Here is a 26,073-nt window from a genome sequence, read left to right as displayed (position 1 = left end):
CCAGCCCTAACTCTCTGGCCCGCTTAACGTAAACACCAAATGTTTGCGCATATCTTTAAGCACTACGCCCTTTTTCAACAATAAGCCACTGAGCTTTTTTTGCCACGGCAATAACACTGCCTGCGCCGCATCTAACGCCGCCTGCTCTACAAATTGCAAACGCACTAATAGCGAGCTGGGGAACACGTTATATTCCATGCTAAACCAACATTGTTGCACACCGGCTAATTGCTGTATGGCTTGCTGTTCCAGCGTAGTGACGACGTCCATGACTAACGCTTGTTGTTTCTTTTGCACACTCGACAGCTTTTTCATGGTTAAACCTAATCCTTTCTGTATATTGAGCCGCGATTCAGCCGCTGCGCCATGCCTATTGCATCTTACAACAGGTTAAGATCGCGATCTTTGCACAAAGTGCATCAGACCGCAAAGACAACTCACAATTCTGAGCTTTGTGGCTGCACATAATCCGATAAAAACTATAAATTTACGTTTATCGTAAAATATTTATTGATATACGCAAATCAACAGGCTAAAGTTTGTACTATGAATATACAAATTAATCTCGATATCGAACTGGCTAAAAAGAAGATGTCTCTTACTGAGTTATCGCAGCAGGTGGGTGTGTCTATGACAAATCTGTCGCTGCTAAAAACAGGAAAGGTAAAAGCCATCCGCTTTAGTACGCTGGCGGCCATTTGTCAGGCGCTGAGTTGTCAGCCTGGCGATATTTTGCAATATATAAACAATGATACTGACACGGAGTAAGCGCGGTTAATTGTAAACAGGAGTTACTATGTTAAAGCACGAATTTGTTGCACCCGGTATTGCGGCGTTACTGCTCGCCGTAGCCTTTCCTATCTATTGGCTATACGCCTTTCATATTGGCTCGGAGAATTTTGCTGAAGTGTATCGAGCAGACTTACTTAGCCTAAGTTGGTCCGATCTGGCCTTTGTATTGATTGGCGCTTTAGAAGTGTATATCTACCTGAGCTTACGGCGCAGTTTTGCTGAACGCCTAACCTCTAGCAGTGCAGCCATTTTATTGCTGATACTGGCGCTGCTGGTTACCTTATTCCACGCCACAGTGCTGGTTGATATCGCACTCACCTTCACCGGCAACTCGCTGTCTGAGCAGGCAATCAACACCCTTGGTGAGTTTACCGTAGTGGTGGCGCTAGGGTTATTATTTGCCTATGCGTTAGTCGGCTTTATACTCAGTATTGTGTTACTGCGAAATCGCACCGGCGCGCCAAGTGTTTTAAAGTACTTCGCGGTGATCCTGCTGGCATGCTGTTTGTTCCAACTATCGATCATTTTCAGTCCTGCCAATATCTTTGTTTTTCCAGTGGCGTTGTTATTACTGGCCTTTTACTTTCTGTTGCCACCGCAGATGCTTGAGGTCGTATAATTTTACGCCACTGGCGAAAGCCGAGCCACGGCGGCATGGTGATATTGCAAAGTAGTGGCAATGACCCTTTTCGCCGTTGGCAAGATACTTTCTTTTGCGTCGCCAAAAGAAAGTATCCAAAGAAAATGCGACCCCACTTCCGCTCGAAAGCCCAACTGCTCATGCGTTGTCCAAGGCGAAAACGTAACTCGCGCCATGCTTCGTCGCCGCACTCAAACACCCGTTTTCTTAAAACCTTGGCCAACGATGTTCAGTCGGCTCGCTCTAAGGGGAATAAAAGCCAGAGTGGTATTCGTTTAGTTGAATAGCTTGTTTGTCCCCAGGCTGTGTGAAAACTGCTGATCACCTTTTGGTCTAAGTAGCAGGTTTTTATGATCAATTATTCTTAATAAAACGCCCCAAGCCAACTGCTTGTTTACTAAAATTAATAGCATACGAAGCAATAGTAAGTGTGCTGATATGACCCACCATATAAAAGGCTCAGGCAGACATCAAGTAACATTGTTTCCTGAGGCACTGGATGATTTTGTTATTGAAAATAACCCTGTCCGAGTAATCGACATCTTTGTTGATGGTCTGCAACTTGCTTCTCTCGGCTTCGAAAATATTAATCCAAAACAGACTGGGCGGCCTGGGTATCACCCGGCCACCATGCTTAAACTGTATATTTATGGATATCTGAATCGTATCCAGTCTTCCCGCAGATTAGAAAAAGAAGCGCATCGAAATGTTGAATTGATGTGGCTGCTTGAGCGATTAACCCCTGACTTTAAAACCATCGCTGATTTCAGAAAAAATAACGGTAAAGGTATTAAGAATGCTTGCCGTGCTTTCATTGACCTATGCAAGCAAATGCAAATGTTCACTGATGTGATTGTTGCCATTGACGGTAGTAAATTTAAAGCGGTAAATAGCAAATCGAATAACTACACTCCGAGCAAGGTTAAAGGCCACATCGAAAGAATTGAGCAAAGCATCAGCTTATATCTGGATAAGCTCGATGATGCCGATAAAAAGGCAGAGCTTGAAGCTAACTCAGAATTAACAGCAACAAAGTTGGCATGGCTTCAAAAGCGTTTAGAAGAGTTAAAGCAAGTGCAGCAAGCCGTAGAGCAACATCCTGATAAACAGCTGTCATTAACAGATCCTGATTCTCGGCTGATGAAAATAAACAATGTTAACCGCCAAGTTAGCTATAACGTACAGACAGCAGTAGATGCAAAGCATCATCTGATTGTTGCTCACGAGGTAACCAATATCCCTGACCGTGGCCAGCTAACGACTGTGACCAAATTAGCGCAAGAGGCAGTGGGTAAGACTGATATTACTGTTCTTGCCGACAAAGGGTATTACAGCCGGAGTGATATTAAAGCGGCTCAGGACTTAGGAGCCGTAGCCTTAGTTCCAAAAGGTGATACCTCTGGAGCTGACCGCAAAGGGCTTTATAACCTCGCACTGTTTAAATATAACCAGGAAAAAGACATCTACATTTGTCCTGCGGGTAACGAGCTTCAGAATCGGTTTACCACCGTTGAAGATGGCTTAGAATTGCAAATGTACTTTAATTGTATTGCTTGTAGGGATTGCAGCCAGCGCGCCAAATGCACCACGTCAAAAAGTGCAGCTAGGCGGATCCGTCGTTGGGTGCATGAATCTGAAATGGAAAACATGCAGGCTAAGTTAGATGCTGCACCACAATCAGCTACGATACGAAAGCAAACCGTGGAGCACCCGTTTGGAACGATCAAAATGTGGATGGGTGCGACTCACTTCTTGATGCGACGATTTACCAATGTAAGCACTGAAATCAGCTTACACATACTGGCATATAACCTGAAACGGATGATATCGATTTGGGGCGTTGAGGGATTGAAAATTAAGCTAAAGGAGCTTTATGAATAGTGAATATTATTGCGTATAAGCCATTGTCAGTCACAAAGACCACTTGGGTATGTCGATTTAGTCAAAGCCAAATCCCCATAGAACAAAATTAAACTTTAGTTAGCCAAGTTGAGCGAAATTCTATTGCTGCTATGGAATAACTTGGTGGCAAAGCAGAAATTTTGAGTTTTTACACAGCCTGTCCCATTTGCAGACGTTCACCAACATTCATCTCAATTGGTGCTATGGGCAGTTTCAGTACGTTACCTCTGAGCACCCTATTTTAAAGGCATTATTGTTCTAACCCAATGACTTGATTGGCAAGCTAATCCAATAGCCGCTGTTCGCGACATCTACATCAAGTCATGCTTGCGAAGGCAATGACCTAACAGCTTGGCAAATCAAATAAATTGAGTCTAACAAGACTGAATATAAGTCCTTTAAGACAGGATTCATTTCATTGATTAACCTGTTCTTACAATCTCGTTTCTATGGAATTTTGAGCTAGATTAATCTCTACAAGTCTACTTTAGTAAAAAAAGATTGATACCTTAAGATGTCAAGTAGTAACCTTAAGGTTTCAGATGATAACCTTAAGGTTATAACAGTCGGATAAGTTTCAAATAAATTGCTACCAGAAAAGACAAGGAAAGCTGTTATGCAAGCTCTAAAAACTACTGCTGAATTAGAATACGAATATCTTAAGTGGCATGGATACATTCATTTACTAGCTGGGATTTTAATTTTATCTGTGACATCAGTAAATCTTTTAGGGCTTGTGAATGGAGGCGTTTTGGGGCTCATCATTGTCATTGCTTCAGGAATAATGTTTACCGTAATTTATTTATTAGCATCATGGAAACTACAGGGAAATTTTTCATTTTCGAAGCAAGCATGGAGAGGTACATTTGAAGATGAATTTTTGAATATGGTAAGCCTCAAAGCGTATAAAGTCGGTTATATTGCCGTAATCTTAGCATTTATACCGGGGGTGTTAGGTGTTTATAATTTTGTTCCTCTCTCACGTGAAGATTTAATTACATGTTTTTTGGGAATAAGCGCTGTCGCTTACGGAATTACGATAGCTGTAGGGTTGAGAAAGGACAATGAGTAGAATAGTTTCAAATAACATTGTTGTGCATCGCGCTGAAAAGGGTATTTCTCAACAAAAGCTAGCAGCTGCTATTGGCGTATCTCGAAAAACAATTAGTACCATTGAAACAGGCAGGTTCACGCCTTCTGTTCAGATTGCTCTGTGCATTGCAGAGTATTTTAATACGCCGGTTGAATCCATTTTCAGACTAGAAGAACCTTCTAACAAATCAATTTAAATCAAATAGGTAACGAGCATCACAGTGCTATAGAAAATCCTTTACCGAATCTTCACTCGACATGGGGCGGTAACGGATTGCTGAGTATCGATAAGCTTCGAGGTCAGATACCGAGAGTGCAACCCTGAACGAGTCTATCGGTTTAGCTGCTGAGATCAACGAAGGCTCAATCACCGACCTGCAGAGCCTGAAAGCTAAGAAAAAGTAGCTTCGGGGGTCAGATACCGAGAGTCTGTGGGATCAGTCACTAGCATTAATTTTGCTAACACAGCTTTGCTTTTAAATCCCATTACGTTGCAAGCCGAGCAAGTTTGCACGACCTGGCTAATAACATCATTCCGATCGCTCAATAACATCATGCCGATCAGGTTTTTTCTTCCCGCGCTTACTACAACATTCTTTTACTCTTTTTGATCGGCATGCGTCAAGTTGGACTGCTGTTTACGCATCGATTCACCCGTTAACGGCAGCCTTATCGCTCTATGGATCAGTCTGTCTAAGATCGCTTCGGCGAAGGTGGCTTCTCCGATCATGACATACCATTTATCTACCGGTAATTGGCTTGAAACCACCGTTGATAACTTGCCATGTCGCATGTCTATCACTTCCAGTAAATTACTTCGCTCTGTCGCATCCAGCACTTCCATTCCCCAGTCATCCAAGATCAAGATAGCGACTTGACTGAGTTGGTTCAGTAACCTTGGATAACTGCCATCCGCTTGTGACAACCTCATATCTTCTAATAAGGTCTTTAACCGGTAATAGCGCACCGCCATTCCCTGACGGATAAAGTAACGCCCCAGTGCACACGCCAGATAGCTCTTACCGCATCCTGCTGCGCCAGTTAACAACAGATTTTGTTGATGTTTAAGCCAGTTGCCCTGCAGTAAATCCCTTATCTGTGATGCGTTAAAGCCCCGGTTTGCGCGATAGTCTATCTGTTCAACATGTGCACCTAAACGGAACGCGGCTTGCTTCTCTAACCGGCTAATTTTGCGCTGCTCGCGCTGCACTAATTCATGGCTGAGTAACAGTTGCAGGCGCTCTTCGAAGCTCATGTCTTGATAGAGCATTGTTTGCTCTTGTTGTTTTGCCAAGGCTTGCTTAACGCCGCTTAAATACAGCAGGCTGAGTTGTTCTTCAATTCGTAATTCCATAGCGTTTCTCATGTATTCTGTCAGTGGAAGTAGCTTTCACCGCGCACATTGTCGTGCACCAGCGTTTTAAGAGGATCATGTTTCACAGTTTGCACCGGTTCATGTTCCAGGCCGTTTTTCAGGATCGCCCTGATGTTGTGTAAGCGGTTAGCGCCGGTTAGGTGACCGCGAAGACAGGCCGCTTCCAATCGTACTTTGCTATAGATTTCGCTCTGCCCTAGTAAACTTAAGCAGGGGCGCACCGCTAATGCAGGATGTGCCGCGTGTGCCAATGTATCCTGCACCCACTGCTGTGTGTAAATCCCGATCGAGGCTGCCCATTTCAAGAGCCGCTCCGGTGACCATTCCAGCATCACTTTATGGTGATCGGGCATATGTGCCATGTCACAGGTATGTTGCCCTTTACGGTGGCTGCGCGGATGCTCTGCAACCACTTGCCCATGATGGTAAATCACGATGGTTTGTGCCCTGACCTGCGCTTCCAGTCGCTTACCAACCAAGGCGTAAGGCACTGAGTAATAATGCTTTTCGATATCAACATGGTAATCCTTACCTGCCAGTACCCGTTGGATTTTGGTGTACTCGTATGCAAAGCGGGGTAACGGTTGTAAAGCTGGTGCATCTAGCTCATTAAACAGGGATGCCCGGCAACCAGGTAACTTTTGGAAGGGTTTTTTATTGAGCTTTATAAGCAACTCAGCGATACGCTGATTCAAATGTGCCAGACTGTGGAAGATCTCATGACGTAATACCGCAAGGATCCAGCGCGTGACCACCTGCACGCCGACTTCGGCCTTGGATTTATCTTTAGGCTTACGTGGTCTGGCGGGCATGATGGCGGTACCGAAGTGCGCTGCCAGCATTTGATAGGTGGGGTTGAGATCCGGATCAGTATTGCGAGCCACGCTGACTGCACTTTTTAAGCAATCGGGTACCACCAGCTGTGGTACGCCACCGAAGAACTCAAAGGCTCGTTTATGGCTCATGATCCAGTCTTCCAACTGCTGTGAACGGGTGGCTTCGGCGAAGGTGTAATTGGACGCGCCCAACACCGCAACGAAGATCTGCGCACGACAGGTAATTTCACCGGTATCAGGGTCAACTATTGGCATGGTTTGGCCGCAGTAATCAACAAAGAGTTTTTCACCCGCCAGATGGGTTTGCCGCATAGAAGGTTGTAGTACTGCCGCCCACTCTTTATAAAGACGGCAGAAGTGATTGTAGCTGTAGTGCTGTTCTGGGTTGCGCTCTGCATACTCCTGCCACAGCAGCTCTAAAGTAACGCCTTTACGGCCTGGGGTTTTGAGTTCTTGATAGACTCCCGCCCAGTTAGGTAGCGCTTTATGCTGGGTTTTATGCACCACAATCGTTTTGAGGAAAGCACGCTCAAGCGTCACATCATCCCATATATCAGCCAGTGGCCAGTTAGTTATACCCAGTTGTGCCGCTCGATTGACATAGTAAGAGACAGTGCTCGCTGAGATAGTGAGGCTAAGGGCAATCTGACGATGCGTCAGCTTGCCCTGATATTTGTAACGCAGAATTTCTTTTAGTTTTCTCACAGAAATGGGCCTCGCAGACATGTACTTTCCTCAGCAGTAACAGATAGAAAGTACGGGTTTAACGAAGCGGGAGAAAAAAGTCACGTAATAACATTGATGCCGATCGCACTTTACCATGAATGGCAAAAAGTGATCGGTATGAGATGTTATTGTGTGATCGGCATGGATGTTATTAACTGATCGGCTTGAATGTTATTGGGTGATCGCCATGCGTGAAAATATGCACGACCAAGGTTTTAAGACGAGGGGTGTTTGAGTGAGGGGCGGTAGCGCCAAGCGAGTTACCTCGTCGCCTTGGGCGGGCAAAATTGAACGGCCTTTAGCCGCAACGTGGGGAATAAAAAGCCAGAGCGGTATTCGCTTAGCTGAATAGCTTGTTTACGACAATTGCAGATGATGTCTGTTCCAAACCTCAATGACAGCTCAGTATTCCAAAGCATTACTCAACCCCAACAATCTTAAGAGTCAGAGACTAAGCATTCATACACTAAACATTGAACGTCTTAGGCAGGTTGTGTTGGCGTTTTTTTAGCCTGAAGAATTGAGACCGGCTGTTTATCGTATAACGAACAAAAGACCTTCAAGTGTTTAGCTAGAAAACTATGGCTACTCATTTCGGCTTTGTATGTTTCATTATGCTTTTCCGCTAGTGTTTTACCGAACGTATAGCCTAGGCAAACGACAACGATAAAAATAACGACAGTTCTGTATTTTTTAATATCATGCCACATCAGAATAATCGGCATTAACGCGATAGCCCAAACACCGAAAAAAATAAAAAATGCCATCATTAAAATGATGTGCTCTAAAGCAATTTTTTCCATAATTTTTTTCATAATTCAATTCCCTGCATAACACGAACGAAAAGCTTTACGGTTAAAGTAGCATCTGATTGTATTCATTTTAGTTTAGGCACTAAATATTATAAGCACTTACAAGTTTCTGCGAACTCAGGTAAGGCTCTTCCCCCTGATTTTTCGATCTAGCTCGTTTTTAGCATTCGCTTTTATACAAGTATGTTTAACTTCATTTGGGTTGAAACGCTAAACATTCATTTTGCTAACACTGCTATGCTTTTAAACCCATTACGTTTTCGCCGCAACGTGGGTCGCCTTTTCTTTGCGATACTTTCTTTTGGCGACGCAAAAGAAAGTATCTCACCGCAAGGTGAAACCTTGGCTAAACACTTACCACTGTTGTATAAATGATGCAGATTTTGCTAACACTGCTGTGCTGTTAAATCCCATTACGTTGCAAGCCGAGCAAGTTTGCGCGACCAAGGTTTTAAGACGAGGGGTGTTTGAGTGAGGGGCGGTAGCGCCGAGCGAGTTACATTACAGATTAATATCAATTAACTGTTTCATTTTAAAAGTGAGATTTTAATTTTATAGAGGAACATAAGCCTAAAAAACTAGGCTTATATCCAAAAAAATTTAAAAATCAGAATTTTTTTCTTTTGAGGGTAATACCTGCCAACGCTAAACAAAATATAAATAAAGATGAAGGTTCAGGAACAGAAACGGAGCTAGGGATAGCTGATCCACCAAATGCATGATTGTCTATTGCAAAAGCAAATTGCCCTTGATTACCACTTATGACAACTGACTGAATATCTGCGGCATTGCTTTGAAAGCCAAAAAATGACATGGATGAAATGCCAGTGAAATTAGCGTTATAACTCGAGCCAGATAAAAAGTTTATTACAATGTCAAAGCTAGGCATTAAATTATTTGTATCAAAGCCAAATGCAGAAATAAGTGGACTGTAAGTTATTGTTAATCTTCTGCTGCTTGGAAACATACCATCAAGAAAACCACCTGCAAAACCACCACCAGCATCTATATTAAAATAGTTACCAGGGCCAACAGGAGTAGAGTATGTTGCACCCGCCTTGATATCGCCTGCAGATAAACCACCAAAACTTGATAAAGAGTTTAAGCTTCCTCCTGGAATAGGAAAGTGACTTGTATCAGTGAAATCCTCTAATACAGTACCCCCAACAGATGAATCAAAGGCGACGCGATCAGTAAACGTCGTAATTAAACCTGCATTAGCTCCACTTGCAAATAAACAAGCTAACAAATAAATAACTTTTTTCATTTCCTTTTTTATCCTAGAGTTATTAATTAACGCGCGAAACCCAAGCATAGCAAAAATCGAGCCAGCAAGCTTAGCCATTGTTTTATAAAGATTTTTTACTTTTAACATATATGAAGTGTAAATATTTATGACACTTATGTTGTGTTATGTGATTATTAAAATCACTGATTTTTTCAATTTAGCTCGTTTTTAGCATTTACTCTTTCTCAAGTATGCTCAACGTCTTTTGGGATCAGACGCTAAACATTCATTTTGCTAACACTGCTTTGCTTTTAAACCCCATTACGTTGCAAGCCGAGCAAGTTTGCACGACCAAGGTTTTAAGACGAGGGGTGTTTGAGCGAGGTGCGGTAGCGCCGAGCGAGTTACCTCGTCGCCTTGGGCGGGCAAAATTGAACGGGCTTTCGCCGCAACGTGGGTCGCCTTTTTCTTTGCGAGACTTTCTTTTGGCGATACAAAAGAAAGTCTCTCACCGCAAGGTGAAAGCTTGGCTAGCAAGCTTGATGGACTACGTCTTTTGGGATCAGACGCTAAACATTAATTTTGCTAACACTGCTATGCTTTTAAACCCATTACGTTGCAAGCCGAGCAAGTTTGCACGACCAAGGTTTTAAGACGAGGGGTGTTTGAGCGAGGTGCGGTAGCGCCGAGCGAGTTACCTCGTCGCCTTGGGCGGGCAAAATTGAACGGGCTTTCGCCGCAACGTGGGTCGCCTTTTTTTTGCGAGACTTTCTTTTGGCGATACAAAAGAAAGTCTCTCACCGCAAGGTGAAAGCTTGGCTAGAAACTCACAGCAAGGTGACAGCTTCGCTAAGCACTTACCACTGGGTGGTTATGCTATAGATAACCGAACCGCAACAAACAATTAAATAACAGTACTTAACGCGCTATCGCATGTCAAAATCAGTTAAGCGCTACGATGAAAAGTGTCACTTTGTGTAATGACAATAAAGTTTGCCCGTAAGGGTAAAACAAGACAATATAGTTTGCCCGTAAGCGATGAATCAATCAATAAAGCTTACCAGTAAAACGTAAACTCAATATTCCTCCATGCACACTCACTAGCTGCAAATCAGTATGACAAAACATAGCGATCAGACATTAATTGACGAGCAGATCTCAACTGCTGGAAATTTAACGCGTGCGGTAAGCCTTGAAGCTGCTGAGTAATTGCGGGTGCCAGACGGTGCCACTTAGTAACATTAGGTAACTATTCGGTTGTTGTTTACGGTAACAAGATGAAAATGAACCCACTTATAAAAAACGAACACGAATATGAAGCTGCTTTAGAAGCAAATGAGCAACTGATGGAAGCTGAGCCAAAACACGCCTGAAGGTGAAAAGTTTAATGCCTAGGCAAAAATAATCGAAGAGTATGATCATATTCATCACAAGCTCAAGGATTAATCCAGTGCTTGGTTGTTATTTGAATCGTCACAAAGTGCCAATTGCAGACATTTCAACTTTAAGGCTTTAAAGTCCGCTTTTAGGCGTTAGCAGAACGCTCGGCTCACCGAGCAGATTTTGGATGGCGACTTTTTTGCCACGCAAAAAAGGTGACAGCGGAAATATGTCCGGTGCAGCCGCTTGTTAAGCCTTTATTGCAATAACGAACGTAACAAAGCTGCACGGTAATCATTGTCCTTTTCATTGAACTCTAGCTTTTTAGCTGCAAGATCAATGTTAATGAAAACCTCAGAATACAAACCTTCATCGCCATCGGGACTGAAGAAGAACTTCATCTTGCAGGCTGACACCTCAAGCTGCCCGGGGTTACAGCCTAGCCCAACTACTTGGGCATACACTTTATTTGGGACAGATGCATCAGTTACAGTTGCGCCGTATAGAAGAGCCAGCGCTCTTATAAAAGAGTCTGAATCCGCCCCCGTGTTTTTAAAGAATGCTTCGCCCCAGTAAAAAGCATCATCAGTACCTTCTATAGCTTTCGGGTTCCACGAAGGCAATAACTCGATTGCAAACCCAACTTGATCGCCTTTTAGGTTGCCTTTAACTACAACTTCATGTGCACCAGATTCGAACTTCTTGGAGTTTGAAATTGTAAACGTCAGATCAACAAAACCCTCTTCCTCACCGACAACCACTTCTGGATAGTCTTTTGCGGAAGAAAAAATACTCCAAATCATTATTAGGATTCCTAAAACGTACTTCATATGTGCGCCTAGAGGCTTAACGCATTACTAATGGGCTGCCGCAGCGCAGCGTAGGCAGTCCCGTGGAGGCCATGCATTTTATGGCCGGAACGAAATTAAGTAACTTGTTATATGTCATAAGCTACTTTTCCCAAGCGATATTGTTTGAATATCTCCGCGAAATCGTAAACTCGAATTTGAGCGCATATATATACCTGAGATCAGGCAAATGAAAAAAAGTATTCCGTATGGCCATGTTTCTATAACCTTGACGTATTCTAATTTTTCTAACGAATACCCCGCCGTGTCAGGATAGTTGTCCGGTCTTTTTTTCACAATAGTTAGCGTCAGACGGCGGGTGGTTAGCAGGTTGAAATGGCTATATCCCCAGAAAGAAAAGAAGCGATCTTAAAGAAGTTATTACCGCCAGTCAGTCGCTCAGTAGCGCAGTTGGCAAGAGAGGAAGGCATTTGCGAGCAGACGCTGTACAATTGGCGTAATCAGTTAAAAGCTCAAGGATATGCTGTGCCGGTAAGTGGACAAAAGCCTGATGATTGGTCAGGAGAAGCAAAATTGGCGGTGGTGATTGAAACTGCCCCGCTATCAGAGGCTGAGTTAAGCCAGTATTGCCGTGAAAAAGGCTTGTTGGTTGAGCAGGTTAAAGAGTGGCGCAGTGCCTGTGTGATGGGCAATATGAGCGAAGCTCAGCGCAAGGCTGCTGAGAAAAAGCAGTCTAGAGAAGATAAAAAGCGCATTAAAACGTTAGAGCGCGAGCTTAACCGTAAAGAAAAAGCCTTAGCGGAGGCGGCAGCGTTGCTGGTGCTGCGAAAAAAGCTCAGAGCGTACTACGGCGAGGAGGACGAGGACAGTTAACGTCGGTTAGTGAACGCAGCTTAAACCTGGTCTGGTTTGATGAAGCCGTGTTAGCCGGTGCCAGGCGTGATAAGGCTGCACAGGAGCTTGAGATACCGTTGCGTTCACTGCGCCGCTGGCGGGATGAGCAAGGTGTGGTGCTTGAAGATAAACGGCCAGTAGCCATCAGGCAAGAGCCGAAGAACAAGCTTAGTGAAACCGAGCGCGAGCAGATACTGGCCACCTGTAATGACGAAGAGTATGCCAGCTTACCGCCATCGCAAATTGTGCCGAGGTTGGCAGATAAAGGTGTTTATCTGGCGTCGGAATCGACGATGTATCGGGTATTAAAAACGGCAAACCAACAGCACCATCGTGGCAAAAGCAAAGCACCTCAGAAGCGGCCAATGCCCACCAGTTACAGTGCGTCAGCACCCAATCAGGTGTGGTGTTGGGACATCAGCTATATGCCCTCAGGCATACGCGGTTTATACTGGTATTTATACGCGATCATCGATATTTACAGCCGAAAACTGGTGGCTTGGGAAGTGCACGACAAGGAATGCAGTCAACTGGCCAGTGAGTTGGTACAGCGTGCATTACTCCGTGAGCAGTGCCTGTTTAAACCACTGGTACTGCACTCAGATAACGGCAGTCCGATGAAAGGCAGTACGCTCAGGGTAAAATTGCAAGAATGGGGTGTAACCTCCTCATTCAGCCGGCCCAGAGTGAGCAATGATAATCCGTATGTGGAGTCGTTGTTCAAGACGGTGAAATATTGTCCGCAGTGGCCAACCGGCGGCTTTGCAACCGTAGGTAGTGCCAGAGAGTGGATGTTAGAATTTACACGCTTCTACAATAATGAGCATCGCCATAGTGGTATCAGGTTCGTGACACCGGCGCAGCGGCATCAGCACCAAGATACGGCTCTGCTGGAAAAGCGTAAAGCGGTATATGAACAAGCAAAGTCAGATTACCCACAGCGATGGGCTGGCAGAGCAACAAGAAACTGGAGCCCTATAGGGCCAGTAAGTCTGAATCCTGAGCGGGAAATCGTGCCAGTTCAGGCAGCAGCATAAAACGGGAAAATCGGACAACTACCTTGAAAAACTCCGATACCCCAAGAGTACAAGTATCGAACTTATCCAAAATAACCAAGTGCATTCCTTTTCAAACGGAAATGGTATTTCAATAATCTTTAAGTAGTGCCTGCATTTAGGGCAAATAATTGATTTATCCTTGCATCTCCAGTCTTCACAAATACGCTCATGTTCTCCAAAGACGATTTCGCAATTTCCGCAACAATATTTATGCATATTGGGACATATAACGCTAAGCTAAGGGGCGCGAATGTGCGGCGAAAATGGCGAAGCCGCCGCGCGTTTGCGTCCCAACGAACGAAGTGAGTGACTTTAGCGCTTTGTTAGCCACACACTACTCCACAAGGTTGAAAGATGTCTTAAGAGACACCTGAACTCCCCTCATCGAGTCCTGCATATCAAAGTAGACATTCCACTTACCAAAAGCATCGCCTTCTTCACCAATAAATTTAATGACCGTTTGTGTAAGAAAAATTGATTTGGGATCCATGTTTAGAACCCCATTGGCACAAGGAATGTTTTTTTCGTCAATAGATAACGAACCTGTGGGTGATTCGACTCTAATATTGCAGTTGATATCAAATTTACCTGATTTATCTAACCGAGGATTTGCAAAGAATGGCAAGATGGTTAGTTCTTCTCCAATCTTCACATCCTTCGCCTCAGAAAAGTATGGGGTATTTTCTCTGGGTGTATTCCATTTATCTTCCCAGTCTTTATCTGGAGTAACAAGTAACCAGCCACCAAAGCCGCCATTACTTTTTTGGTTTTCTCTTTCAGGAGCTATTTCACCTGATTCTGTAAGCCAATGAAAATTGTCGTCGCTGACGACTTGTGTAGAAAAAATAAGAATTAATAAACTTAATATTGTTTTCATAACTATCCTTGTGTGGCTAACACTCGATTCAGTGGCACTGAGTGCGGAGCGGTTTTGTGTTAATGTCTGAGCGCAGCGAGCAACACAAAAACATGGAGTGCTCGGTGTCCATCTGTAATCGTTTGTTATACGCCATTTTTTACAAACCCCATATTTGTCCTGTTGCTATCAAGAGGAAAAAACACAGCGCTACTGACAAGAATCCAAGTGAAAAGGAAACAAGAATCATCCAGACTCCAAATTTTCTATCACTTATGAAAAAAGTCATTAACAGTCCACTAATCCAGGTACTTGAACTTAAAATAAGTCCATTCCCTACCCGTGAAATTTCATGTTGAGATTCCCATGAAAACCAACCAATGCCAAACATTAAAACCAGCATGGAAAACCAAGAGAACAAAAACAGTTTTGGTTGCTTCGTAAATTTGTCCACAAAAAGGTAAAGTATCACCAAAATAAAATTTGGAAAAAATACTATTGCAAAATCAAGTAAGCTCAGCATCTATGGCGTATAACGCAAAGCACACTGGCGACGAGCCGCGCAGCGGGTTGGCGTCCCAGCGGCCGCAGGCCGCGAGTGATGCGCCTTGTTAGGGATTTGCTGAATGCTGCTGTTTAATTTTTGCATAACAAAACTCGCAAACAAGACTGAAATTATTAAATGCTCTGAATGATTCAGTCATTTCACCTTCGCTAAGAAAAAACTCCTCACAAGCACCACACCAAGCTTGCAAGTCATCAGGCTCGGTGCTGTTTTCTACAAAACCCAAAACGCCTTCTGTTTTTTGCAACAAATGACAGCAAACTACAGCAGAGTTTACTGTGCCATGTGTACCGCATTTGATGGTTGGATTATCGGTCTGAGCCATCATCATCCCTAACGCACGCCTAAACGGCGAGCAACTTGTTGCGAGTCCAGCGGCCGCAGGCCGCGATGTTTAAGGCGCTTGTTAAGTGCGTTTTGCACGATCTACCCGATCAATAAGATCGTTCACTATTGGGTTTTTGGCGAACTTGTTGAAGCGCATTGGAGGATTAAATGCTAACTCTTTGCCAATCGCTCCCTCTTCGCGTAAATGAAGTACGACCTTTTCTGGAGATTGCATTGGAGTATGACTAATATTGATGATGTCTTTTAAGAATACTCTCTGTTCTTTAACACCCTTTCGGAACAATAACGAATCTCCTTCGTCGTAGACCTCATCGGCTAAGTCCCAAAGCAATTTCTTAAAAAACAAGAAACCAAACACCACCATAAAAGCCGGGACAACAATAAACATGAAGGACTCAGCCGTTGCACCTGATAAGACCGCTGTGATGATAAAAAAAGCCAGAAATCCAAACCATATCGTAGGGAATAGCTTTTTAAAATAAAACGTGGAGCCCGAAATTTTCTTCATACTCATCCTTGCACTTAACGCCCCGCGCATGCGCGCGAACTTGTGAGCGTCGCAGGGGCCGCAGGCCCCGAATGACGCGGATTGTTAGGTGACGGTCTGTCCATGAGGTTTGCCAGTCAATGTAATAATGATTTCTCGTATATCCGTTTTTATGCAAATTTGAGAGTCGTTTAGCCAATTAATGCCAATGACACCATCTATTAATTCGTCATCGACTTCTTCAATAGATTCTGAATATTTGGTGATTCCAGAAAATGTAATCACTCTGACGACTAGCATATCTTCCGGATTGTTCACTGCTTTTAGTACAACTTCTCTTTTGAGCGAATCGTAAAAAAGCCCACTTAAAAACGGTGATGCCCCGCTTAATAATTCCGATGTAATATCAGTCATACGCTTGAGTCACCTAACGCCGCCAACAACGGCAGACTTGTGATTGTGACTTTTGTGCAATAATGGCGAAGCCATGCACAAAAGGCGCAAGCGCAAGGCTGTCCAGAGAGCGCAGCGAACGATGTTGCTTGGCCTTGTTATGCATTAGTCGCTAGACCTCATATAAGAATCGAAGTTTTCGATGTAATCGTCTAGGTTTTCTTCGAGCATTTTCCGGTACTCGGTGACGAAGTAGTCCAGCGTTTCTTGTTTCGACGCAGCCATTTCTTGGCCATTATTCCAACCGCACGCACTAACCCATGCATTGAAACGAGCCGTAGCATACATATTTGAGGCGCTGACTTTTCCTAGGGTGGCCTTTTCATTTATCTGATCGTTGGACAAATGAATATGCGCATCAGCACGCTCGTAAAATTCGTCATCTACTTCTTGCACGGATTCTCCTTGGATGCATAACGCCCGCCACAAACGCGAGCAACTTGTTGCGAGTCGAGCGCCAAAGGCGCGTTTTGCTGGCGTTTGTTATGTTCCTTGCGGCTACATGACATTACAGTGTGATACCAAGAATGTATTCTCAACATTTCTTTCCAGCTCAACGATCATAATTGACGGTATGTTCTTACCTTTGTACATGTAAGCTAGTTTATTGTCTTCCTCATCAGACTTTTGGAAAGGTTCGCCAAGCCTATCTACTAGTTCAGATTCGCTAATTCCTAAACTAATTTGATTGCACGGCTCGATATCAGCATTGCAACCAAGCAAAAATAAAGGCAAAAGAATTATTAGAACTGGCAATGTCACTCCTTGAAAACATAATCGGGATAGGGAGACGCCTCACGACGCCTCTCCTCCCACACCACCGTGCATACGGATCACGTACACGGCGGTTCATTTTCATAATCCTAATCATGCTGCTATGGTGGGCAGCCCCATGTTTGTAAAATATCTGTTAGGCAAGGCAATGTAAAGTGCTGGGCTTTTGCTCAGACGCCAAGGGCCATGTGCTGATTTCGCAGTGTTCCAGGCTAAGAACCTATCAACTCCTGCTTTCCTCAACATTCGATAGCCCTTACTACCCCATTGCTTCCAGATATAACACCGTAACTTTCGCCGCAACCATTTGTCTGTGTCTCGCAGCTGACTCTGTACTTCCGCTATACCGAAGTACGCTTTCCAACCAAGCAGGGCTTTTCTTATATCTGCGATAACACTACCAATATTATGGCCTCTCGTACGACGCGTCAGCTCGCGCAATTTGTCTTTCAGCCTGTCCAGTGCCTTATCGGTCACTTTAAGTCTGTTGCCTTTCCTGCGGCTGAACGTAAAGCCAAGGAAGCTTCGCTCCCAAGGCCGAGCTACAGCGCTTTTCGCTTTGTTTACCTTGAGCCTCAGGCGGGTTTCGATAAAGCGCTCTATGCTCTGTTTTATTCGTTCACCTGCTCGCTTGCTGCCTGCGTAAATCTGGCAATCATCGGCATAGCGGGCGAAGGAATGGCCTCGGCGTTCCAGCTCCCAGTCCAGTTCATTGAGCACAATGTTGGCAAGCAGTGGCGACAGTGGCCCACCTTGTGGTACGCCCTCCTGACAACTTTCTAGTTTGCCTTTGTGGTCAATTTTCGCTTTAAGATAACGATGGATCAGCTTTAGCAATGTTGGATCTTGAATTTGCGCCCGTAGTTTACTCATCAACCTGTCATGGTTAACTCGGTCGAAGAACGCATCTAAATCCAGATCCACTACCCAGCCTTTACCTGATAGCAATAAAGCCTTGGCATAACTCACTGCCTGATGCGCACTGCGCATCGGTCTGAACCCATAGCTATTGTTATGGAACTGGCTTTCCCAGTGCCCGCTTAGTACCTGTGCTATCGCTTGTTGAATAAAGCGATCCAGCACTGTTGGGATACCAAGCTTGCGTTTACGACCATCAGCTTTGGGGATTTCTACCCGCTTTACTGGTTCTGGTTGGTAGTTGCCAGTTTCTAATTGCTCTTTTAGCGCTGGCCAGTGCTGTTTGAGATAATCCGATAATCTATCTACCGTCATACCGTCTACACCTGCAGCTCCTTTGTTACGTTTAACTTGGTTTAAAGCGCGGACAAGATTATCCCTTGCAAGTACCTGCGCCATCCATGATGTTGGATTACTTGGTGGCTGGCTTTGTATTTCCTGAGCATGAATTTCATCCACTGCCTGCGGCCGTGATCTCAGTTGAGACTTGGCAGATGCAATATTCATGTTCATTCAGTACACCATCACCTGAAAATGTTCGGGCCTTCAGCGTTGAGAAACCGCCTAATATGCCCTCTGCTGACTTCTGCATGACGATCACGCACAGTTGCCCGTTTGTCAGTTGTTCCTTCAACATCATGCAGATCTCTCGGGGTAAGACACATAGCTTTTATGACGTAGATGCCAGATTTATAAAATACAGCCCAATCGCAGATGGAAGGCTTCGCGGTCACGTGCCCGCTCGCCTCAGCTGTATCACACCTCAGATCTGGTTCTTGTACATCATCCCGTCATTTTGGATTGGGCTTCCTCCAGACCTTGCCTCGCGACAACGCCCTTGCCCTTCTCCTAGCCTTCGGCTCTGCGAACACCTGGCAAGAGGACTTTCACCTCTCTAGTTACGTGTCATGCCCGACACACACGCCTCGGTAAGGGGCGTGAAAATGCGCAGCATTTTTGCGTCCCAGCCGAAGGCGACTTAACCGACTTGTTATGTGCCTTGACTAAGACTGTGTTACTTGAGGCTAGATACACTGTTTAAATATCCTTCTCAAACGCAATGATGACCCCATTTGCTAGAACTGCTACCGCCACGAGTAGAGCTGTCCACCAAAAGCTAAAATCTGTGTACCAGGAAATCAGTACACTAACCATAAAAACGATCGAAACTGAAAGCACAAAAATTTTAAGATCAATGATATTCCTGATCTTGTCTCTAAGTGATGTGCGTTCATGATCGGTCATAGCAAAAGCCTAATTTGGCACATAACTTTTTTTTTAAACAGTTATTATGTAGACCTCTCAGTAACACCCGAGAGGTAAAATAAATTTATACCTATGAGTTTACCGAAAATCAATAACTTGAGAAGCCAACCAAGCATTTAATTCACTTTAAATTTACCATGTTACTGAGAAGTCTCAGTAACACCCCACCTCCAAACAGAGTAAACATACGCAATATCAACAGCCTAGGTTAATTTAGCTCTGTTTATCATAGATATTACTGAGACTTCTCAGTAATACACTCGATATTCAACAGGAGGATTAATATGGCTCGCTCACCTTTCCTTGAAAGTATTAGGCAGGTTATGCGCACTAAACATTACTCAATTCAAACTGAAAAAACGTATCTATTGTGGATAAAACGCTTCATTTTATTCAATAAAAAACAGCACCCAAAAGTCATGGGAGAGCAGGAGGTAACTGATTTCTTGACCTATTTAGCCGTAAATAGACAAGTGACTGCGTCCACTCAAAACTTGGCACTCTGCGCTATCGTATTTATGTATAAACATATCCTTAAAAGAGAGCTCACTTTACTGCCCGATACGATAAAAGCCCGCGCGCCTAAAAGAGTACCAACTGTCTTGTCTCATAACGAAGCTATTAGTGTGATTAATCAACTATCTGGTAGCTATAAACTGATGTTTTCACTTTTATACGGCTGCGGACTCAGAAAAGCTGAGCTGCTGAAGTTGCGAGTTAAGGACGTCGACTTTGAATCAAAAAACATCTTTGTTTTTCGTGGCAAAGGTGGAAAAGACCGTGTCACTATGTTGCCTGATAAGCTGGTTGCGCCACTTCAATCTCAAATTGAAAAAGTACGTGAACTTCATGAGAAAGACCTTTGCGAAGGAGAAGGAAAAACCAGTCTGCCTGCGGGACTGGCTCGAAAATATCCCTATGCGATATCTGATTTTAAGTGGCAATTTATTTTCCCTTCGTCAGTCAGGTGCAAGCATCCTGTAGATGGGTATTCATGCCGCCATCATTTACACTGGACGTCACTTACCAAGAAATTAAGACTTGCTGTAAAAAAGTCAGGCGTTCAAAAGCACATCACTGCGCATACTTTCAGGCATTCTTTTGCTACGCAACTACTCAAAGCAGGCACTGACATACGCACGGTTCAAGAGTTGTTAGGCCATACAGATTTGAAAACCACTCAAATATACACGCATGTCATAGGGCAACATTCATCTGGGACATCGAGCCCGATAGATCGGTAATTTGTAACCAAAACCGGACTCAATGTCCGGTTTTGCAGTAAAGCAGATATTGGCATATGGATTATGATGCGGTGATGGATCTCTGCTATTCGCTCAAAGCAGCACATAGCTGAAGTTAGTTAATTGTTGGTACTTTCGGGTTAAAGTTCTGGAGCACAAAGATTGCATCGAGTGGTCAGTGTTTGGTGAAAACAGTGATAACTCAGTGTGTTTTTTTCACCGTTCTCATGGAATACAAAAAACCTTTAGAATCGAATAAACTAATTGCGCTGGCTGAAGAAACTGCGTTAGATCAACAAATGGACATATGATGTCAAAAGCAGATGATTAAATACTTCAGTTTAGCAAAATGCTACTAATTGAAACCGCCCATTTCTCGCTCTGTGATCCAATCATTCAATGCCTCAATACCAGAACCATGAAATTTTTTAATAATCTCTGATGGCGTTAATCGTTCAAAAGCTACAATCGGCTCACCGATATACCATGCCCATGCAGCCTGATCAGAATTAAACCAAGGTCGCACCCGACGCAATAGTGCATGGATCTCGATTAACCTCGTTTGCACTTTCGATTGCTTAACGCGCTCTGACCTTTTAAGAGACTGAGGAGAAAGATCAACAAAGTCAGCAAGATGTTCTATTGAAGTAAAAAACGCCGCAGCCCAGGCCTTAGGTTGTTCAACACCCTGATCTGGTGCAGTACCTATCTTGAATGGCGTCAATTTGTATCCTCATAACGGTTAATAACAAAACAAACTATAAAATAGCTGAGGGATCCCCACAAAATTAAGATACATACTATTAGCTCTTTGCCAACTTGATTACCGCCCAGTCCCACTGGGCCACCCAGAGCAAGATTTGCTTTAGTCCTTGTTGATAATTGTGCCTACGTATAGGCAGTTTCGGTTCCTTACAAAGCAGTATCCCGAGGAAGTTCAGTGCCAGCACTCGCCTATCTTTTACCGTATTAGCCTGATATCGCAAATGTAATCTAGCCTTTTCGCCTGCCGCACCCATCAGGTAGTGGAACCAATTTGCCAGTGCCGCCAGTAGCAGCAATATATCCAAACGTGATTTGATTTTAGTGCCATGCAGGTTGCTCCCTAAGCCATAACGCGAGCTTTTTTGGTCTCGGAAGCTTTCTTCAATTTGCATCCGACTGCTGTAGCACTTAGCGATTTTGTCTGCGTAGCCATGGCATTCAGGCAACGATGACACCAATAACCAGGGTTCTTTGTAAGACTTATTTTTGTCTCTCTTCAATAGCTTATAGCCTTTTCCAACAAGAATGGCGCGGGTTTCATAGTGTTGTGCCTGCGTCAGCACGATTGCGCCTAAGTGTTTAGGGGTGGCGCGAGCCTTTTTATAAAGCGCATTGACAGTCATAAACTCAGTTTGCTCTGCTAGTTTAATCTTCACGTTACCTCTGACTCTGGCGACATAATGCCAGCCTAATTTGCGTACCTGCTTAAGCCAAGGCACTTTGAATCCAGCATCTGTCACTACAACAGGCTTACAGTCGCTAGGTAACATGGCCTTGAGTTGCTTTAAAAACGCCCAGTGCAAATGTGGGCAAGTGTAATCTTCTGCAGCTGCCACTTTTTGTAATAGTGTCAGTGCTCTGCCGTCAGCTGCGATGCTGGCCCGCAGAATAAAATGGCGTTTCGCCTTATCGGCATTGCTCCAATCAACCAAAATTATCGGCTGTGTTTTGCTACTAACAATCAAATGAGTCATTGCCGTATAAATCAGATGCAGTTCCCGTTGTAGATTGGAATTGCTGAGCAATCTATCCGCGCGCTTAATGCTGACTTTGTCAGAAGTGCCTGGCATAGCGCGACCAATAGCTGTGACGGTGCACCGCGCGTCTTTGGCCAAAGCCGTTACCGCATCTAACAACACCGAAAATCGGGTTTTATGCATCGTTTGGGGGGTGACAAATGCGAGGAAATCGGCGAGCATAGTTTTTACATTCATGGTGACCATCCGCGTTTTGTGAGTTTTGGCGAATGATCAGATCGGGAACCACCATGAATGTCGGAGTTTTTCAAGGTAGTTGTCCGATTTTCCCGTTTTATGCTGCTGCCTGAACTGGCACGATTTCCCGCTCAGGATTCAGACTTACTGGCCCTATAGGGCTCCAGTTTCTTGTTGCTCTGCCAGCCCATCGCTGTGGGTAATCTGACTTTGCTTGTTCATATACCGCTTTACGCTTTTCCAGCAGAGCCGTATCTTGGTGCTGATGCCGCTGCGCCGGTGTCACGAACCTGATACCACTATGGCGATGCTCATTATTGTAGAAGCGTGTAAATTCTAACATCCACTCTCTGGCACTACCTACGGTTGCAAAGCCGCCGGTTGGCCACTGCGGACAATATTTCACCGTCTTGAACAACGACTCCACATACGGATTATCATTGCTCACTCTGGGCCGGCTGAATGAGGAGGTTACACCCCATTCTTGCAATTTTACCCTGAGCGTACTGCCTTTCATCGGACTGCCGTTATCTGAGTGCAGTACCAGTGGTTTAAACAGGCACTGCTCACGGAGTAATGCACGCTGTACCAACTCACTGGCCAGTTGACTGCATTCCTTGTCGTGCACTTCCCAAGCCACCAGTTTTCGGCTGTAAATATCGATGATCGCGTATAAATACCAGTATAAACCGCGTATGCCTGAGGGCATATAGCTGATGTCCCAACACCACACCTGATTGGGTGCTGACGCACTGTAACTGGTGGGCATTGGCCGCTTCTGAGGTGCTTTGCTTTTGCCACGATGGTGCTGTTGGTTTGCCGCTTTTAATACCCGATACATCGTCGATTCCGACGCCAGATAAACACCTTTATCTGCCAACCTCGGCACAATTTGCGATGGCGGTAAGCTGGCATACTCTTCGTCATTACAGGTGGCCAGTATCTGCTCGCGCTCGGTTTCACTAAGCTTGTTCTTCGGCTCTTGCCTGATGGCTACTGGCCGTTTATCTTCAAGCACCACACCTTGCTCATCCCGCCAGCGGCGCAGTGAACGCAACGGTATCTCAAGCTCCTGTGCAGCCTTATCACGCCTGGCACCGGCTAACACGGCTTCATCAAACCAGACCAGGTTTAAGCTGCGTTCACTAACCGACGTTAACTGTCCTCGTCCTCCTCGCCGTAGTACGCTCTGAGCTTTTTTCGCAGCACCAGCAACGCTGCCGCCTCCGCTAAGGCTTTTTCTTTACGGTTAAGCTCGCGCTCTAACGTTTTAATGCGCTTTTTATCTTCTCTAGACTGCTTTTTCTCAGCAGCCTTGCGCTGAGCTTCGCTCATATTGCCCATCACACAGGCACTGCGCCACTCTTTAACCTGCTCAACCAACAAGCCTTTTTCACGGCAATACTGGCTTAACTCAGCCTCTGATAGCGGGGCAGTTTCAATCACCACCGCCAATTTTGCTTCTCCTGACCAATCATCAGGCTTTTGTCCACTTACCGGCACAGCATATCCTTGAGCTTTTAACTGATTACGCCAATTGTACAGCGTCTGCTCGCAAATGCCTTCCTCTCTTGCCAACTGCGCTACTGAGCGACTGACTGGCGGTAATAACTTCTTTAAGATCGCTTCTTTTCTTTCTGGGGATATAGCCATTTCAACCTGCTAACCACCCGCCGTCTGACGCTAACTATTGTGAAAAAAAGACCGGACAACTATCCTGACACGGCGGGATGTTCCCTAATCGCCTAACATTTTATTTTAACTACAGAATTTCTGGGGATACCTCAGGTTAATTACACCATGTTATTATATGTTTTTTTTAATCTTATATCACAAGGGTTACTTAAATACTCCGCATCTACATAACCATCTTTATCAAGTACAAACATTTTAATGGGTGCAATTGAGCACTTATCGCCTCTGTTCAATTGATAACACTTTGAACAGTTCTCACCTTTCTTTTTAATTATTCTCTCACTTAAAGAATTATTTTGGTTAATTCCAAATGTATGGAAAATCACTTCTGCTCTTTCATCCATAAATTTATTAAAATCTGGAGCATTAAAACTCATGAAGTTCGTGAGTTCAGAATCCATATTAAACTCATGCACTTTCTTTTTTCTACCGTCAGCAAAGTAAAATTTTTCTTTTAAGTAAATTCTAGCGATACCGTAAAATTGATTACTGATAGTTTTATAAAACTCATTAATTATGCATGGCATAAAATGAAAATCAAAACTTTCAACTTCTTCTTTTATAAATTTCATTTCACTTTGATTGAAGTTTTTTTTAAAGTATGTCCCTTTCAAAATACAGCTTAATTTTACTAAAGTATCCAGGGCAAGATCACGAACATTTAGTACGCACTTTAGCATAACTGATTGACCCCGATCTTCAGCTGTGATCAGATACTGGCTTTTACGCGGAGCCAGTTTATGAACATCGATATTTTTGCAGAGCACTTTTCAGAATTAGAAGACCCAAGGCAAGCCGCTAAGGTCGTTTACCCCTTGTTTGACGTAGTGTTTTTAACGCTTTGCGCAGTCATTGCTGGCTGTGAGGGCTGGGAAGATATTGAAGATTTCGGCGAAAACCGCTTTGACTGGCTGCAAGAACATGGCTTTTTTAAACTGGGTTTGCCGGTACACGACACCATCGCGCGGGTGATGTCACTGCTGGACAGCGAAGCCTTGCAGCGCTGCTTTGCCAGTTGGATGCAGGCTTGTACAGAGCTTACCGATGGTCAGGTGGTCGCAATCGACGGCAAAACGCTTCGCGGCTCCTACAACCGGGAAGACCGCTGCTCTTCTATTCATATGGTTAGCGCCTTTGCCAGCGCCAATGGTGTGGTAATGGGCCAGGTTAAAACGGACGAGAAGAGCAACGAAATTACGGCGATACCTCAGCTACTTAACTTGCTGGAGCTTAAAGGATGCCTGGTCAGTTTGGATGCAATGGGATGCCAGAAAGAGATAGCGCAGCAGATAGTAGATAAAAAAGCTGATTACCTGTTGACGGTTAAAGGCAACCAAGGTCATCTGCACGATGCAGTAAAACAAGTCTTTGCGGGTAAAGCGCATAAAGATAGTGCAGCGCAGTCACTGGAAAAGAACCGTGGGCGTCTAGAGTACCGTGAATTCCAGGTCTGTCCGGCCAGCGAATTACCGGAAAAACTCAAAGCTGCCTGGCCAGCGCTGACAACCTTAGGCATGGCAACGACTTACCGGGTGGAAAAGCACAAGCGTGCGGTGTTAGAGCAACGTTATTTTGTAAGCGTAACGCCAACCACACATTCCTATCCTAACTGATCAACATTACCCTGTCTGCCTCTTTAAATTATCAGGGTAATCATCATGAAACGCACTAAAGAACAATGGCTGGCCTTATTCGCCGAGCAAGCCCAAAGTGGCCTTACTCAAACGGCATTTGCTAAACGACAAGGGATTATCCCGACCTATTTCAATCTCCGTAAACGCCAGTTGTTGGCTCATCAGAATGATGACACCGGTTTCATTGAATTAGCACCACAAAGCTCGCCACTGGCCCGGCATATCCTGCTACGCAAGCGTGATATGGAATTGCAACTTCCAGCAGGGACGGATGCACTCTGGTTAGCCGCCTTGCTCAGGGCACTTTGAC

General features: G+C 44.4%; 27 protein-coding genes. 9 read left to right on the top strand and 18 right to left on the bottom strand.

Going from position 1 to position 26,073, the window contains the following annotated elements; genetic code table 11:
- Window positions 1-6 precede the first annotated feature (6 nt).
- Window positions 7-315 (bottom strand): hypothetical protein, encoded by a 309-nt coding sequence (locus ACUJFK_RS03285; protein WP_445426072.1) that lies wholly within the window; start codon window positions 313-315, stop codon window positions 7-9.
- Window positions 316-546: 231 nt separating this feature from the next.
- Here ACUJFK_RS03285 and ACUJFK_RS03280 point away from each other — a divergent pair, with 231 nt between their 5' ends.
- The gene (locus ACUJFK_RS03280; protein ID WP_226752183.1) at window positions 547-768 is read left to right on the top strand and encodes a helix-turn-helix domain-containing protein; all 222 of its coding nucleotides are present in this window, start codon (window positions 547-549) and stop codon (window positions 766-768) included.
- A gap of 28 nt (window positions 769-796) precedes the next feature.
- Window positions 797-1,411 (top strand): hypothetical protein, encoded by a 615-nt coding sequence (locus tag ACUJFK_RS03275; RefSeq protein ID WP_445426071.1) that lies wholly within the window; start codon window positions 797-799, stop codon window positions 1,409-1,411.
- Between the two features lie 2 nt (window positions 1,412-1,413).
- Here ACUJFK_RS03275 and ACUJFK_RS03270 read toward each other — a convergent pair whose 3' ends face one another.
- Complete coding sequence (locus ACUJFK_RS03270) at window positions 1,414-1,608, bottom strand: hypothetical protein (RefSeq protein WP_445426070.1); 195 nt, start codon at window positions 1,606-1,608, stop codon at window positions 1,414-1,416.
- A gap of 262 nt (window positions 1,609-1,870) precedes the next feature.
- On the opposite strand from ACUJFK_RS03270, the gene ACUJFK_RS03265 reads away from it, so the two are divergent.
- The 3 genes from ACUJFK_RS03265 (at window position 1,871) to ACUJFK_RS03255 (ending at window position 4,623) form a co-directional block, all read left to right on the top strand.
- A complete protein-coding gene (locus ACUJFK_RS03265) occupies window positions 1,871-3,313 on the top strand; it encodes an IS1182 family transposase (protein WP_445425745.1) in 1,443 nt (480 codons plus the stop codon).
- 637 nt (window positions 3,314-3,950) lie between these two features.
- Window positions 3,951-4,406, top strand: a complete 456-nt coding sequence (locus ACUJFK_RS03260) for a hypothetical protein (protein ID WP_226752185.1) — start codon at window positions 3,951-3,953, stop codon at window positions 4,404-4,406.
- The gene (locus ACUJFK_RS03255) at window positions 4,399-4,623 is read left to right on the top strand and encodes a helix-turn-helix transcriptional regulator (protein ID WP_226752186.1); all 225 of its coding nucleotides are present in this window, start codon (window positions 4,399-4,401) and stop codon (window positions 4,621-4,623) included. Before ACUJFK_RS03260 ends, ACUJFK_RS03255 begins: the two co-directional genes overlap by 8 nt.
- A gap of 401 nt (window positions 4,624-5,024) precedes the next feature.
- Here ACUJFK_RS03255 and istB read toward each other — a convergent pair whose 3' ends face one another.
- The 5 genes from istB to ACUJFK_RS03230 all read right to left on the bottom strand — a co-directional run bounded on the left by istB (window position 5,025) and on the right by ACUJFK_RS03230 (window position 11,586).
- Window positions 5,025-5,780, bottom strand: a complete 756-nt coding sequence (istB, locus tag ACUJFK_RS03250; RefSeq protein WP_445426069.1) for an IS21-like element helper ATPase IstB — start codon at window positions 5,778-5,780, stop codon at window positions 5,025-5,027.
- Window positions 5,781-5,800: 20 nt separating this feature from the next.
- Complete coding sequence (gene istA / locus ACUJFK_RS03245; protein ID WP_445426068.1) at window positions 5,801-7,363, bottom strand: IS21 family transposase; 1,563 nt, start codon at window positions 7,361-7,363, stop codon at window positions 5,801-5,803.
- 482 nt (window positions 7,364-7,845) lie between these two features.
- Window positions 7,846-8,178: a hypothetical protein gene (locus ACUJFK_RS03240; RefSeq protein WP_226752187.1), complete on the bottom strand. Its 333-nt coding sequence runs from the start codon at window positions 8,176-8,178 to the stop codon at window positions 7,846-7,848.
- A gap of 604 nt (window positions 8,179-8,782) precedes the next feature.
- Window positions 8,783-9,550, bottom strand: coding sequence for a PEP-CTERM sorting domain-containing protein (locus tag ACUJFK_RS03235; protein WP_445426067.1), 768 nt, complete (start codon window positions 9,548-9,550; stop codon window positions 8,783-8,785).
- Between the two features lie 1,490 nt (window positions 9,551-11,040).
- Window positions 11,041-11,586, bottom strand: a complete 546-nt coding sequence (locus tag ACUJFK_RS03230; RefSeq protein ID WP_226752237.1) for a hypothetical protein — start codon at window positions 11,584-11,586, stop codon at window positions 11,041-11,043.
- A gap of 381 nt (window positions 11,587-11,967) precedes the next feature.
- Between ACUJFK_RS03230 and ACUJFK_RS03225 the strand changes: the two genes are divergently transcribed.
- A protein-coding gene (locus tag ACUJFK_RS03225; protein WP_445426066.1) for an IS3 family transposase occupies window positions 11,968-13,523 on the top strand; the annotation gives its coding sequence in 2 pieces (ribosomal slippage) (window positions 11,968-12,451 and window positions 12,451-13,523; 1,557 coding nt in all).
- Window positions 13,524-13,878: 355 nt separating this feature from the next.
- Here ACUJFK_RS03225 and ACUJFK_RS03220 read toward each other — a convergent pair.
- From ACUJFK_RS03220 to ACUJFK_RS03190, 7 genes are all read right to left on the bottom strand, one after another.
- Entirely contained in the window at window positions 13,879-14,421 is a 543-nt protein-coding gene (locus ACUJFK_RS03220; RefSeq protein WP_445426065.1) for a hypothetical protein, read from the bottom strand.
- Window positions 14,422-15,011: 590 nt separating this feature from the next.
- Complete coding sequence (locus ACUJFK_RS03215; protein WP_445426064.1) at window positions 15,012-15,296, bottom strand: hypothetical protein; 285 nt, start codon at window positions 15,294-15,296, stop codon at window positions 15,012-15,014.
- 75 nt (window positions 15,297-15,371) lie between these two features.
- Window positions 15,372-15,821, bottom strand: coding sequence for a hypothetical protein (locus tag ACUJFK_RS03210; protein ID WP_445426063.1), 450 nt, complete (start codon window positions 15,819-15,821; stop codon window positions 15,372-15,374).
- Between the two features lie 84 nt (window positions 15,822-15,905).
- The gene (locus ACUJFK_RS03205) at window positions 15,906-16,214 is read right to left on the bottom strand and encodes a hypothetical protein (RefSeq protein ID WP_445426062.1); all 309 of its coding nucleotides are present in this window, start codon (window positions 16,212-16,214) and stop codon (window positions 15,906-15,908) included.
- A 144-nt stretch (window positions 16,215-16,358) separates the two neighbouring features.
- On the bottom strand, window positions 16,359-16,649 hold the full coding sequence (locus ACUJFK_RS03200) for a DUF3144 domain-containing protein (protein ID WP_445426061.1): 291 nt from the start codon (window positions 16,647-16,649) through the stop codon (window positions 16,359-16,361).
- Window positions 16,650-17,120: 471 nt separating this feature from the next.
- Window positions 17,121-18,458, bottom strand: coding sequence for a group II intron reverse transcriptase/maturase (ltrA, locus tag ACUJFK_RS03195; protein WP_445426060.1), 1,338 nt, complete (start codon window positions 18,456-18,458; stop codon window positions 17,121-17,123).
- Between the two features lie 525 nt (window positions 18,459-18,983).
- Window positions 18,984-19,190 carry a hypothetical protein gene (locus ACUJFK_RS03190; RefSeq protein WP_445426059.1) on the bottom strand — a complete coding sequence of 69 codons (207 nt, stop codon included), beginning with the start codon at window positions 19,188-19,190 and terminating at the stop codon, window positions 18,984-18,986.
- A gap of 305 nt (window positions 19,191-19,495) precedes the next feature.
- Here ACUJFK_RS03190 and ACUJFK_RS03185 point away from each other — a divergent pair, with 305 nt between their 5' ends.
- Window positions 19,496-20,455, top strand: coding sequence for an integron integrase (locus ACUJFK_RS03185; protein WP_445426058.1), 960 nt, complete (start codon window positions 19,496-19,498; stop codon window positions 20,453-20,455).
- A 355-nt stretch (window positions 20,456-20,810) separates the two neighbouring features.
- On the opposite strand, the gene ACUJFK_RS03180 is transcribed toward ACUJFK_RS03185, so the two are convergent.
- The 4 genes from ACUJFK_RS03180 to ACUJFK_RS03165 form a co-directional block, all read right to left on the bottom strand.
- Window positions 20,811-21,179 carry a hypothetical protein gene (locus tag ACUJFK_RS03180; RefSeq protein WP_229584747.1) on the bottom strand — a complete coding sequence of 123 codons (369 nt, stop codon included), beginning with the start codon at window positions 21,177-21,179 and terminating at the stop codon, window positions 20,811-20,813.
- A 79-nt stretch (window positions 21,180-21,258) separates the two neighbouring features.
- A complete protein-coding gene (locus ACUJFK_RS03175) occupies window positions 21,259-22,443 on the bottom strand; it encodes an IS4 family transposase (protein ID WP_445426057.1) in 1,185 nt (394 codons plus the stop codon).
- An 88-nt stretch (window positions 22,444-22,531) separates the two neighbouring features.
- A protein-coding gene (locus tag ACUJFK_RS03170; protein WP_445424806.1) for an IS3 family transposase occupies window positions 22,532-24,087 on the bottom strand; the annotation gives its coding sequence in 2 pieces (ribosomal slippage) (window positions 22,532-23,604 and window positions 23,604-24,087; 1,557 coding nt in all).
- Between the two features lie 140 nt (window positions 24,088-24,227).
- Complete coding sequence (locus tag ACUJFK_RS03165) at window positions 24,228-24,809, bottom strand: hypothetical protein (RefSeq protein ID WP_445426056.1); 582 nt, start codon at window positions 24,807-24,809, stop codon at window positions 24,228-24,230.
- 60 nt (window positions 24,810-24,869) lie between these two features.
- Between ACUJFK_RS03165 and ACUJFK_RS03160 the strand changes: the two genes are divergently transcribed.
- Entirely contained in the window at window positions 24,870-25,742 is an 873-nt protein-coding gene (locus ACUJFK_RS03160) for an ISAs1 family transposase (RefSeq protein WP_445426055.1), read from the top strand.
- 45 nt (window positions 25,743-25,787) lie between these two features.
- The gene (gene tnpA / locus ACUJFK_RS03155) at window positions 25,788-26,072 is read left to right on the top strand and encodes an IS66 family insertion sequence element accessory protein TnpA (RefSeq protein WP_226752469.1); all 285 of its coding nucleotides are present in this window, start codon (window positions 25,788-25,790) and stop codon (window positions 26,070-26,072) included.
- Window position 26,073: the final 1 nt, after the last annotated feature.

The sequence above is a fragment of the Alishewanella sp. HL-SH06 genome, from assembly GCF_052656265.1.
Note: the sequence above shows the minus strand (reverse complement) of the source record. Positions and strands in the feature narration are given on the sequence as shown.

Bases quoted from the DNA above. Each gene is read 5' to 3' on its own strand.
- ACUJFK_RS03185 (WP_445426058.1), top strand. From the start codon at position 19,496: ATGGCTCGCTCACCTTTCCTTGAAAGTATTAGGCAGGTTATGCGCACT.
- ACUJFK_RS03260 (WP_226752185.1), top strand. From the start codon at position 3,951: ATGCAAGCTCTAAAAACTACTGCTGAATTAGAATACGAATATCTTAAG.
- ACUJFK_RS03160 (WP_445426055.1), top strand. From the start codon at position 24,870: ATGAACATCGATATTTTTGCAGAGCACTTTTCAGAATTAGAAGACCCA.
- ACUJFK_RS03270 (WP_445426070.1), bottom strand. From the start codon at position 1,608: ATGGCGCGAGTTACGTTTTCGCCTTGGACAACGCATGAGCAGTTGGGC.
- ACUJFK_RS03280 (WP_226752183.1), top strand. From the start codon at position 547: ATGAATATACAAATTAATCTCGATATCGAACTGGCTAAAAAGAAGATG.
- ACUJFK_RS03235 (WP_445426067.1), bottom strand. From the start codon at position 9,550: ATGTTAAAAGTAAAAAATCTTTATAAAACAATGGCTAAGCTTGCTGGC.
- istB (WP_445426069.1), bottom strand. From the start codon at position 5,780: ATGGAATTACGAATTGAAGAACAACTCAGCCTGCTGTATTTAAGCGGC.
- ltrA (WP_445426060.1), bottom strand. From the start codon at position 18,458: ATGAACATGAATATTGCATCTGCCAAGTCTCAACTGAGATCACGGCCG.
- ACUJFK_RS03215 (WP_445426064.1), bottom strand. From the start codon at position 15,296: ATGATGATGGCTCAGACCGATAATCCAACCATCAAATGCGGTACACAT.
- ACUJFK_RS03175 (WP_445426057.1), bottom strand. From the start codon at position 22,443: ATGGTCACCATGAATGTAAAAACTATGCTCGCCGATTTCCTCGCATTT.
- ACUJFK_RS03205 (WP_445426062.1), bottom strand. From the start codon at position 16,214: ATGACTGATATTACATCGGAATTATTAAGCGGGGCATCACCGTTTTTA.
- ACUJFK_RS03220 (WP_445426065.1), bottom strand. From the start codon at position 14,421: ATGAAAACAATATTAAGTTTATTAATTCTTATTTTTTCTACACAAGTC.
- ACUJFK_RS03265 (WP_445425745.1), top strand. From the start codon at position 1,871: ATGACCCACCATATAAAAGGCTCAGGCAGACATCAAGTAACATTGTTT.
- ACUJFK_RS03240 (WP_226752187.1), bottom strand. From the start codon at position 8,178: ATGAAAAAAATTATGGAAAAAATTGCTTTAGAGCACATCATTTTAATG.
- ACUJFK_RS03190 (WP_445426059.1), bottom strand. From the start codon at position 19,190: ATGACCGATCATGAACGCACATCACTTAGAGACAAGATCAGGAATATC.
- istA (WP_445426068.1), bottom strand. From the start codon at position 7,363: ATGTCTGCGAGGCCCATTTCTGTGAGAAAACTAAAAGAAATTCTGCGT.
- ACUJFK_RS03165 (WP_445426056.1), bottom strand. From the start codon at position 24,809: ATGCTAAAGTGCGTACTAAATGTTCGTGATCTTGCCCTGGATACTTTA.
- ACUJFK_RS03230 (WP_226752237.1), bottom strand. From the start codon at position 11,586: ATGATTTGGAGTATTTTTTCTTCCGCAAAAGACTATCCAGAAGTGGTT.
- ACUJFK_RS03210 (WP_445426063.1), bottom strand. From the start codon at position 15,821: ATGAAGAAAATTTCGGGCTCCACGTTTTATTTTAAAAAGCTATTCCCT.
- ACUJFK_RS03255 (WP_226752186.1), top strand. From the start codon at position 4,399: ATGAGTAGAATAGTTTCAAATAACATTGTTGTGCATCGCGCTGAAAAG.
- tnpA (WP_226752469.1), top strand. From the start codon at position 25,788: ATGAAACGCACTAAAGAACAATGGCTGGCCTTATTCGCCGAGCAAGCC.
- ACUJFK_RS03285 (WP_445426072.1), bottom strand. From the start codon at position 315: ATGAAAAAGCTGTCGAGTGTGCAAAAGAAACAACAAGCGTTAGTCATG.
- ACUJFK_RS03275 (WP_445426071.1), top strand. From the start codon at position 797: ATGTTAAAGCACGAATTTGTTGCACCCGGTATTGCGGCGTTACTGCTC.